This window comes from uncultured Candidatus Kuenenia sp. (assembly GCF_900696675.1).
Taxonomy (GTDB): Bacteria; Planctomycetota; Brocadiia; order Brocadiales; family Brocadiaceae; genus Kuenenia; species Kuenenia stuttgartiensis_A.
Map to the genome: position 1 here is coordinate 1 of NZ_CAADGZ010000113.1, position 11170 is coordinate 11170.

Below are 11170 nucleotides of genomic sequence, written 5' to 3' on the forward strand. Positions count from 1 at the left end.
CGTGGTGATGGCCATCCCGGAAGTGAAGTACTTTGGCGAGGCATGTCACGTTTGGCTGATATTGAAGTTGCTTACGAACTTTACACCACTTAGCCTTCAGCTCAATTGGCCGTACAACTACGGTGCTATTGAAATTTGTGGGTAAAGATTAGCTTAACAAAGGGGGATATAGGGAGTTGTGTTTTTTTTCATTAAAGCAACTTCTTTTGTTTTGGCGTTGACGATTATTTCGTTATTTCATCCCTCAATCTTTCCTTACCAGCAAGAAATCCATCCAACAGTTTCTTCTCCTTACTCTCAGAAGTCTGAAAGATAAGAATAAGGCACGTTGTCGTAATAGGGTGGGTCAGTAAAAACGGCATCAAAGAAATTATCTTTATAAGGCAGGGCAGTTGCAGATGCTTGAATAACAGCAACATGACTGTCCTGTGCAGGTTTAGATTTGAATCCTGAAGCCCAATGTTCCAGTTGGTGGTAATAGCTCATACTGTAAACCCTTTGCTTATAATAACAACGGCATAGTATCAACTTCGTTTATCCGCGTCAATTAATATCTATCTCATTGCACCACTTATTGTTCTAGCCATCCATTATAGCGTATTTTCTTCGTAACTTATTGGAAATATAGGACGTCATAGGTAAAAATAGTTTAATCTTCTTGAATGTCTTAGAATTATAGAAATGATAATTTATACATATACATTTATAGGTTTTTAAATTGTTTTAAGCCACTTGTTGTATACCCCTCCCTGCATACACCCTTTCGGGTCTACCCATTTTAGGGTATTGAAAAAAAAAGAAATTAGTTTAAAAATACTATTAATACCTTTTTTTATTAAAAGTATATTTATACTCAGGGATCTCCTAAAATGTGATTTGCGAAATGCTATAACTATTTATATTAACAAAGGTTAAATATATGTTAAAAATCACTGTTGGTGAACCCTTACGGTATATATGCTTTTTGTAATCATAAAGTCACCACTGTTGTTTTGTTAAATAAATTTACATCATTACTGTTTTAAACGAAAGGAGGCGTTGCATCATGAAGTATCATGCACTGTTTTTTTGCCTATTAACCGTGGGCGTTGTTGTAAATGTTCCTGTAAACTCTAAAGTGATTATGGCACAAGGGAAAGCAATGGAGCACGAAGAAGTTATAGCGCCAACAAAGGAATTAATGAAAGAAATAGAAAATCGGTTAAATAATATGTTGTCGGGAATTCTGGAGAATAATTTGAAATATGTTGCGAATGAAGCTGGTGCGATTGTTGATAAAAGCTACAAAATAAACCAGATTTTCTTTGATTTTAACAGGAAGGGAAATGACTGGTTTAAACGTGCAGGCATCGATCCGGCTGATACCGGGGAGATTGCAAAACGAGAAGAAGAATTTACATTATATCAGAGTGGAATAGTGTATAAGGCCTTGAACGTTCGAAAAATGGCCATGTCCGGGAATCAGGAAGAAACCTTAAGGGCATTTACGGATATGATTGAAACAACCTGTTTTGCTTGTCACAGAAAAAATAGGGACTGGCTGCTTGACCAACCAGGAAGTCACGGCCCTGGCAGGTAAAACGAAAGACTATGAATAAATATCTTCATGATTAAATTTGTCTAAATGCAGGAAAAACGCTGTTTTCAGGTTTACAAGAGTTTAATAATTATTGAATAATGACACGAGCATTAAACACTTTTGCTTCTTTTCATACATAAATTTTCATAAGGAGAAAATGCATATGAGAAAAAAGGGTAAAAAACGAGCAATTATGGTTATTGTATCTTTTATAGCTTTAATAAGTGTTTTAGGTGTATTCATGGGTGGTATTGTTTCGGGAAAAGATATTGAAAAAAAACATAAGGCAGAATATGCACCAATAAGGTCGTTGATGTTTATAATAAGTTCTCATACATCAAATATTCTGGATGCTATCATGATGGGTGATTATGATTCGGTGAAAAAGGAAGCAGACATCGTCGTTGAGAAAAGCGAGAGCTTGTTGAGAAGTTTTTTCCCGGAAGGGGAACCTGTTGGTAAATGGATGGAAGGCTCTGGTATTTCAGGTTTAGATCAAAACAATCCAAAGATGGTACAGGCGGTGAAAGAGGATGTTGAAAAATACATACTCAAGATCACCAGCTCGGCAAAAAAAATAGCAGAAATTTCTACAAAACAAAATATTGCAGAGACGTATAATAGCTTTGATTTGATGCTAAGGGATGCTTGCTTTAAATGTCATGAGACCTATCGTTCCAAGTGGCCTGAATGGCCTGAATGGATGCAGATAGGCGGGGGATAAAAAAATTTAAGAAATCGTAAAAACCTTTTTTATGTTCTGCTGGAACATAGAAGGGAGGAGCAATGAGACCCGAACAAATAGAGCTGGTTCGGAAGACATTTGCAAAAATTCAACCTGTTTCCTACAAAGCAGCGGAAATGTTTTACAGGCATTTGTTTGAGACAGACCCTTCATTAAGACAACTTTTTAAAAGAGACATAAAGAAACAAGGGCATATGCTCATGCAAATGATTGACTTTGCAGTCAAAGGTTTAGACGACCCGGAAATAATCCTGCCTGCAATTCAGGCGCTGGGAAAACGTCATATTGGATATGGAGTAAAAGAAGAGCATTATGAAACTGTCGGCAATGCTTTGCTTTGGACTTTAGAGCAGGGTTTGGGAGATGCTTTTACCTTGGAGGTAAAAGAAGCATGGAGTGAGGCATATAAATTACTGGCAGGTGTAATGATCGAAGCTGCAAGTGGCAGCAAATGCACCTAACTTTCGTTCTTTGAAAAAACAGGGGCGAAGCATTTGCCAATTTGGGTATTTGCGTATTAATGACATCTTATAGCAAATGCTTCGCCCCTATATTAAAAATTCATTAATAAGGTTTCCTTACACCATAATTTTTTGTTTACTTTCTTCGACTGCAATTACCGTCCCGCAGCCGATTTCTTCATCTGTTAAGTAGCATGCGGGGTCATGCTCCCATATATCGCCGTAGAATGCCTCTGCCCTTGCTCTAAAGTTTCCTCCGCATATATTCAGCCATTTACACAAGGCGCAACGCCCTTTTATATAGGGGTTTTTATTTTTAAGTTTTGCCATTAGTTCATTTGATGTATCTTCCCATATTTCGCTGAACTTTCTCTTTCTCACGTTTCCAAAGGAATATTGCCTCCAGAATTGATCTGCGTAAACCTCGCCATCCCAACTAATACAGGCCAACCCTTTGCCGGAGCTGTTTCCCTCGTTCCACTGAAGAAGTTCCAATACATCCTTTGCCCTCTTCGCATCTTCTTTCAACAGACGTAAGTAAATATACGGGCCATCCGCATGATTATCTACCGTAAGCACTTCTATCTTCTTACCTTTGTCGTGGGATTCTTTTGTTTTATTTATTATTAAATCTACGACTTTCCGCGTTTCTTCGTGAGAAAGATCCTCTTCGATCAAATTGGAACCTCTTCCCGAGTATACCAAATGATAAAAACATACCCGTGGTATATTTTCCTTTTCAATAAGGTGGAATATCCCAGGGATATCATGCGCATTGCGCTTATTGATTGTAAAACGAAGTCCAACTTTTATGCCGGCTGCCATACAATTTCTTATGCCTTCTATTGCCAGGTCAAATGCTCCCGGAATGCCCCGAAAACGATCATTTGTTTCCCTAAGTCCGTCCAGACTGATTCCAACATAAGAAAGGCCGAATTTTTTCAGTTCATCCGCCTTTTCTTTCGTAATCAATGTGCCGTTAGTACTTATTACCGCCCGTAATCCTTGCGCTTTGGCATATTCTATCAATTCCAGAAGGTCTGGGCGCATGAGTGGCTCTCCACCGGAAAAAAGAATCACCGGGGCGCCGTACTCAGCTATGTCATCCAACATTGCCTTTGCCTCTTTTGTTGATAATTCATTTGGATATTCGATATCTTTCGATTGAGAATAACAATGTACGCATTTTAAATTACATCTTTGGCCTACATTCCAAACAACAACGGGTTTTTTATCTTTTGAAAATTGCAATAAATGTGACGGAAGTTTTTTGGATTCTCTTCCATATCTTAAAGCATCAGAAGGTTCAACCGTTCCACAATATAATTTTGATATACCAATCATATCTTTCTCCTGTTAATACGAAACATACACAACAACGACTAACAACACCTACTTTAAAATAGCATTATTTTCGCAGTATATATTTCTCTCTACGATGAATAAATTATCATTTATGTAATAATTTTTATTCTAACAAAATAATGTCCATAAATATATTCTAAAATCTACTGCCCAACTGCATAAAGGCGCCAATCGGCGCAGCCAATGTAAATATTGTTTCGGGAATCTATTGCCGGCGAAGAAAGCAATGAGTTTTTAAAATCAAGTTTCCACTTAAGAGAGCCGTCTTTATTTATAGCGTATAAATTACCATCCCATGACCCGACATAAATAATGTCCTTTGCATCAACCGTTGGAGTTGCGGTGACAGGTTTATTTGTTTTAAACTTCCACTTTAAACTTCCATCATTCTTCACTGCACATACACCGCCATCGTGTGTGCCAATGCAAATTGTTCCATCAGAGCAGAGTACCGGCGAAGAGTGCGTGCGGGAGCCAAGATCAAATCCCCATTTCAGGGTACCGTCCAGATTAACTGCATATAATTTTCCAGTTACATCGGCAATATATATTACACTGTTGCCAATTGCGGGAGAAGCGTCTATTTTGCCTTCTGTACGGAATTTCCACATCAAACCACCATCCCTTTTAATGGCATACAGGTGTTTATCCCACGAGCCGACATAAATTGTATTATTTTGCCCGATAGCAGGAGAAGATGCAATAATTGCAGATCCTGTCTTAAATTTCCATAAAAGCTTTCCCTGAGCATCGACTGCATAAAGATTGCCATCATAGGCGCCAAAATAAATATTGCCCTCTGCATCAATAACCGGCGAGGAATGGATGGACGTATTTGTGTTGAATTTCCATTTCATTTTTCCGTAAGCATCAACTGTATAAAGATTTCCATCAACCGCTCCAAAATAGATGTCTCCGTTTTCCCCCACCGCGGGCGTTGCAAAAATCTCATCTTCCGACTTAAATGCCCACAAAACATTCCCTTCAGGGGCTATTGCTAACAAATTACCATCCGTGCTTGTTATATAAATATTTCCTTCTTTAGAAATTACCGGAGAAGACCATATCTCACCGGCGCTGGAAACATACCACTTTATCTCGTTTTTAAAAGGCCCATCGAAAGGCGTTTTGCCAGTCCTTTCTCTGTTGTATTTGAACATGGGAAATGCACTGTTGGCATCTGTTGCGTAAACATTCCCGCTATCGACATAATCGCATATCACAATAGTGCACAGAATAAAACAAAATATGCGTATCAAGTCCTTTGCCGGATTATTTTCTAATTTCATTTATTTTTTTTCCTTATTTAAATTAGGTTGGGTTTTAAAAAACTAAAAACCTTACAACAAATGAGGCTAAAATAGCGGCTTTTAGTGCTGCAGACAGGAGGAAAACCTTGGCTATACACCTTGTTTTGTCCTACCGAGAACGCAGGTAGAACCTGCAGGGATAAGATATGCAAAATATGCTGGATACCGATATAAATAAAAGGGGAAATCCACTGCTATTAAATGTCAGGGATAATCAATTCCTGGCCGGCCTTTAATACATTTGCATTTTTTATATTGTGTTTATTTGCCTCTAATATTTTTTTCCATTTTGATCCGTCTTTATAATGCTTTAAAGCAATTTTATACAATGAATCTCCCGCCTGCACGACGTGTTTCTTTGCGGCTGTTGTTTGTTCAGTTACTTCATGCGCCACCAAACGCGTACTTCTTTCATCTGATACCTGCGCAGGGATTTCATTTTTATTTGGTATAATGAGTTCCGTACCCACGCGAAGATTGTTGCGGTCATAAATCCGATCCTGGTTTGCATTAAAAATCAGCAGCCATTTATTATCATCGCCATAATATTTCCTGGCAATTTTATGCAGGGTGTCCCTCTCTTGCACCTTATATATCACGACGTTTGGGTTTTGCGACGATTCTGATTCTGCGGGTAGAATGCTTTTTCCCTGATACTCGTGTTCCCGGCTTTTGATAGCCTGTTTTTGACTGCCTGCCGCAACTTTGTTTTCGGCATTGCCTGCATTCCTCAATTCACCCTCAATTACATAGTCTTGCTCTTCAACTGCCGGTTCCTGTCCAATGTTTTCTCTTTTTGGCTCTACCCCTCCACGGATTTCGTCCTCCTTCTTTGCCAGGTCTTCGCCTTGTGGAGATAAGCCTTCCGGATGCTTAGGAAGTTCATTCAGACTTAATAAATCCCGTGATACATCACCATCTATTTCCGGAATGGGGATAATAGGCTCTTTTACATTGGTTCTTGTGCTAAGAAAAACTCCGATAATTGCAAGAATAATCACTCCCAAGATAACGCCGACCTGCACATCTCTTTTCATAATTTTTGTCCCTTTCTTTTGCCGCAATAGGAATGAATACTTAAAAATCAACGCAGAACCATGTCTTGCTTTTTGTTAAAATGTTATTTCGTCCATCCAATACTATAGCCAAACAAATATGATTTTAGAAATTTTGCGATAAAATGGCTTTCTAAAAAACAGATTTATCTGACTAAGCATACTATCAAACATACCCCTTAATCTCCTCTAAGAAGAGGAGCCGGGGAGTGTGTAAATTTTTCGAAAAATTTAATATAATCTCTTAATATCTATAGGGTGGGTTGGCGCACGGGCAACCTTGTTTGTCCGTGCGCCAACCCACCCTTAATTTACCCTCTCAGCAGGGACTTTTTATATTTTCCCAACTTGGGATAGTTTAGAGGAATGGGCTAAACTATTACCCAGACAAAAGACTCCTGCCGGATAAATCATTAGCACTATTCAAATTTACCGATACACAAAGCCTTTAAAGGCCTACCGTCTGTTTTATGCCTTATTCGCCGATACAACCGCCTTTCCCTTTTGCTTTTGTGAGGTATGTCTTACTTTTGGCGCAGATTGCCCTCTAAGCAACAACGGAGAAGCTATAAAAATAGAAGAATACGTGCCCACTATAATACCCGTTAACATAACAAAGGCAAATCCATGAATTTCCGCTCCGCCAAGGAAGAACAAGGAGAACAATACACCAATAGTAGTAGCGCTTGTCAATATCGTACGGCTTAACGTCTGGCTAATACTTTCATTGATGAGTTGTGCGTTTAATATCTTGCCGCGTCCCTCCATGTTCTCTCTGATTCTGTCAAAAACAATTATCGTATCATTCAGCGAATATCCCACTACAGCAAGAAACGCCGCAACCATTGAACTGTCGAATTTCATATTGCCGAATAAATAGTCCGCTACAGCCACAACTCCCAACGTTATAAGAATATCATGAATAACCGCAATAATTGCTGCAGAACCAAATCTGAAATCCCCAAAACGAAACCATACGTAAAATATAGTCGCTGCGCACGCAAAGAAGACCCCTAATATAGCGCGGCTTTTCATCTCATCTGCCACCGTTGAGCCAATGCTTACAACTCTCTTTAGCGGATTGGGAACAATAAACGCCTTTTGAATCGCTTCCTTTGCTGCTCCAACATTTTGTTGTTCGTTAAAGGATAACGCAACCGTTTGATATTCCTTGTCCATTGCCAGATTTTCAGTCAATAAGTCTGTATAACCCGCAGAATCCAATGTCTTTTCTATCGTTTCCTTGCGAAGGGGTTTCGACAATGTCATGTTGAAGAGGTAATCGCCGATTTCCTGAAAAGCCACATCGATCTTTTCTTCGTACAGGTTGTCTTTGAATTTGTTTATAATATCCTCTTTGATTTTTTCCTGTATCTTTTCCGCGCTCAATGGATTCAGGTGAATTGCAAATGTTTGCGCTGGCGCGTCCAGGGTATAAACACTTTTAATCATGTTTTTCACCGCCCTGATTTTGCTTATCATGCTGACAAAATCTGATTTGCTTATTTTGTCTTTCAATTCCACCTTTACAGCAGATGTATCCCCATCAAAATAAATCCCAGGCAAAGAAATTTTATCGTTAAAGGATTGCTTTATATTTTGCAAAGCCGTTCTTGATCCTTCAATTCTTAGCTTGTTAACAGTACCTCTTTTTTCACTCCCGGGCTGTTCGGTCACTTTGACATTATTAAAACCCTGCCTGTTTAATTCAATTTCTAACAATACAGGGGCTATTCGTCTGTTTAAATCAACCTCTATAAAAGGTACTGACATTTGTGCCTGCAATGTTTCAACCACCTCACCCAGAGTTATCTTAGCCTCCTGGAATACAAGATGGTCTTTAAGTCCATTTACCATTGCACCTATCAAGCGTGACCTCTCTGGTTCCTCATCAATTCCGGCAATATTTAATAAATATTTATTGGCAAGGAGGTTAACAGGCATTATGGACGCCACATCTTCCTCGCTATATCCAGCCTGTTTCAGATTTTTTTGCACTGCTAATTCATCTATTGGCCTTTGCAATTTTAAATTAAATATTGTCGGCTTTATAAAATCGATACCCTGTAATAATTCCGTCTGGCCAAACACATTGCTTATATCCGTAGCAATTTTTTGTTTTTCCTTTTCTTCGTTTATCTCTTTAATTCTTATGCCAAACTCATCTGCTTTTGAAACAAACTGAGTCAGGTTTTCGCCTGACCATATGCTCTGCACCTCTGCTTCCCCATAACCTGCATCTTTTAATGATGTTCTGATAAAACCAGGTGTTGTTTCGTTTTTCAGGTGTAAATGCACGAGCGTTCCGCCGGTAAAATCTATATCATACTTTTTGTCTCCGCGAATGACAAAAAAGGTCATGCCGCCAAGAACACATACCCCGGAAACGATAAATAAAATATGCCGTATGCGAAGGAACCTGATGTCTGGAACACCAATTAGCCTCAACATCGAAAAACTCTTTACCCATTTTAAATCCATTAAAAATTCATATATTGTTCTCGTAACAAATATTGCGGTAAACAAGTTTATAATCAAACCAATGATCAATATCCATGCAAAGCCTTTTACCGGGCCTGTGCCGACTGAGGCAAGTATTACGCCGGTAATTAACGTCGTAATATTAGAATCGAAAATTGCGGAAAACGCCTTTTGGTATCCTGCTTTCACCGCAGCGCGAATAGGTTTTCCCTTTGCCCTTTCTTCTCGGATTCTTTCGTAAATAAGCACATTCGCATCTACGCCCATACCTATCATGAGCACTAACCCTGCTATTCCGGGAAGCGTTAATGTTGCGTTCAGCAATGCCATTATCCCAATGATCAAAAACACATTCAATGCGTTCGCAAAATTTGCAACCCAACCTATGCCCAGATAGTAAATACCTATAAAGAGGACAACAAAGATTCCCCCGATAATACCAGCCGTCAGGCCTTTATTGATAGAATCCCTTCCCAGACTTGGGCCAACCATGGTCTCCATTTCCAGCTCCAGGTCTGCCGGAAGACTTCCCGCCCTCATTGTCGCAATAAGTTCATTGACTTCGTTCTGTGTAAAACTCCCCTCAATAATGCCCTTTCCCGGTATGCGGTCACGTATTGTTGGGGCGGAATATAAAATTCCATCCAAAATAATCGCCAGCGGCTTGCCGATGTTTCTCTCCGTAATTTGCCCGAATTTCGATTTTCCTGCAGCGTCAAATTCAAAACCGACTACAGGCTCTATCCCCTTTGTATCCGCATAAATTCTGGATAAATGTTCTCCGGTGATTTCTGTTGTATTCCTCACGAGGAACCACTTTCCTTCCTCTCCCTCTTCACCTTTTCGTTTCCGCAGCCAGTGTTTGTAATATCCGGGAACGCTTTTCCCTTCCATTGCGTCTTTATATTCAACGCTATCAGTGCTTGCGGCCAGGCGGAACTCCAGTTTCCCCAGCTTGGTTATGCGGTTTTTCAGGCTTTCCGTTTCACTCCTTGTTGCCCCCGGTACCTGAATAAGGATTCTCCTATGACCCTGCTCCTGTATCCTGTATTCCATCACACCCTGCGGATCTATCCTCTTTTTTAATACCTCAATAATTTCTTTTGTAATGCCAGGGCGGTCTTCTCTTTCATCTACCCGGACCGTATAAAGCAACTCCGAACCGCCTTTAAGGTCCAATCCAAGTTTAATCTTTCCCTTTGTAAAATATTCAACGGTTTTGGTGGTTATCTTTTTGCCATCTGTACCAATTTCCTCGCCGATGATCGTTTCACGGATAATAGGATTCGTTACCAAAAAATGTGTCCATGCTTTCTCAACTATTTTGCTTTCAATGACTTTGCCATCTGCTTCTTTTACCATCTCTCTCTTTAAGACCTTTTCCGCTGGTGGGTACAAGATCATAAATCCAATAGCAATCACTATCACAATGAGCGGTATCTTCCACCTTAAGTTTTTTCCCATTTCCGTTTCCGTCTCCTCAAACGGCTCCCTTTCCGTTATTCATGAAAAATTTGTCAAATCAACACAAAAGAGCAAAGTATCTACTTCTTTTCCTTGCCCTCTTTTCCTTTGCTCTCTTTTTCCTTACTTTCTGACGTTATCGCCTCCGCTTCTGTTTCTTCTTCAACATCACTATCATGCGAGGTTTCCAATACCGTGGCAATTGAACTCCTGTCCACCTTAACTTTAACGTCTTTTGACTCATCTATGCGAATAACCACCTCAGTTTCCCGCACAGAGGTAACAACCCCGTGAATACCTCCCGCGGTAATGACCCTGTCACTCTTTCTTATCCGGGACAATAATGCTTTACGCTCCTTTTCTTTTCTCTTTTGAGGCCGGAGTATTAAAAAATACATTACCACAAACATAAGTATAAATGGAAGCAATAAAGACATCATCCCGCCGGGCCCTTTTCCAGCCGCTTGTAATAGAACAAGCATAATATTCCTCCTTACTACTAAAAAAATTAAACGAACCTTTCCCCGTCAACTTCACCATATGCGACCAATGCCGCCAACACAATATTGCTGAAAAAAATCTTTCACCTAAATCCTGCAAACGATTTTCGCAATGCGAAAATCAGTATTTTCCACTACCAAGATTGGCAAAAAGCGATAACAGATATCCGTTTTTTAGCAATTGTGGTAGCGCTATTGTACTACTTTAAA

The 11170-nt window shown here is 39.6% G+C and carries 9 protein-coding genes; 3 read left to right on the plus strand and 6 right to left on the minus strand.

Annotation, left to right across the window (positions count from 1 at the left end; genetic code table 11):
- Positions 1 to 297 precede the first annotated feature (297 nt).
- Complete coding sequence (locus QZT26_RS13790; protein WP_261341089.1) at positions 298 to 528, minus strand: methyltransferase domain-containing protein; 231 nt, start codon at positions 526 to 528, stop codon at positions 298 to 300.
- Between the two features lie 517 nt (positions 529 to 1045).
- On the opposite strand from QZT26_RS13790, the gene QZT26_RS13795 reads away from it, so the two are divergent.
- The 3 genes from QZT26_RS13795 (at position 1046) to QZT26_RS13805 (ending at position 2785) form a co-directional block, all read left to right on the plus strand.
- Positions 1046 to 1579, plus strand: coding sequence for a cytochrome c (locus QZT26_RS13795; protein ID WP_099324932.1), 534 nt, complete (start codon positions 1046 to 1048; stop codon positions 1577 to 1579).
- Positions 1580 to 1742: 163 nt separating this feature from the next.
- Positions 1743 to 2303: a cytochrome c gene (locus QZT26_RS13800; RefSeq protein WP_099324933.1), complete on the plus strand. Its 561-nt coding sequence runs from the start codon at positions 1743 to 1745 to the stop codon at positions 2301 to 2303.
- 62 nt (positions 2304 to 2365) lie between these two features.
- Positions 2366 to 2785 (plus strand): globin family protein, encoded by a 420-nt coding sequence (locus QZT26_RS13805; RefSeq protein ID WP_295102902.1) that lies wholly within the window; start codon positions 2366 to 2368, stop codon positions 2783 to 2785.
- Between the two features lie 117 nt (positions 2786 to 2902).
- Here QZT26_RS13805 and ahbC read toward each other — a convergent pair whose 3' ends face one another.
- From ahbC to yajC, 5 genes are all read right to left on the minus strand, one after another.
- Positions 2903 to 4129: a 12,18-didecarboxysiroheme deacetylase gene (gene ahbC / locus QZT26_RS13810; protein ID WP_099324935.1), complete on the minus strand. Its 1227-nt coding sequence runs from the start codon at positions 4127 to 4129 to the stop codon at positions 2903 to 2905.
- A 164-nt stretch (positions 4130 to 4293) separates the two neighbouring features.
- Positions 4294 to 5439, minus strand: a complete 1146-nt coding sequence (locus QZT26_RS13815) for a PQQ-binding-like beta-propeller repeat protein (RefSeq protein ID WP_295102904.1) — start codon at positions 5437 to 5439, stop codon at positions 4294 to 4296.
- A 218-nt stretch (positions 5440 to 5657) separates the two neighbouring features.
- Positions 5658 to 6497, minus strand: coding sequence for a LysM peptidoglycan-binding domain-containing protein (locus QZT26_RS13820; protein WP_099324937.1), 840 nt, complete (start codon positions 6495 to 6497; stop codon positions 5658 to 5660).
- Positions 6498 to 6983: 486 nt separating this feature from the next.
- Positions 6984 to 10460, minus strand: coding sequence for a protein translocase subunit SecD (gene secD, locus QZT26_RS13825; protein ID WP_295102909.1), 3477 nt, complete (start codon positions 10458 to 10460; stop codon positions 6984 to 6986).
- Positions 10461 to 10540: 80 nt separating this feature from the next.
- The gene (yajC, locus tag QZT26_RS13830; protein WP_295102911.1) at positions 10541 to 10942 is read right to left on the minus strand and encodes a preprotein translocase subunit YajC; all 402 of its coding nucleotides are present in this window, start codon (positions 10940 to 10942) and stop codon (positions 10541 to 10543) included.
- Positions 10943 to 11170 lie beyond the last annotated feature (228 nt).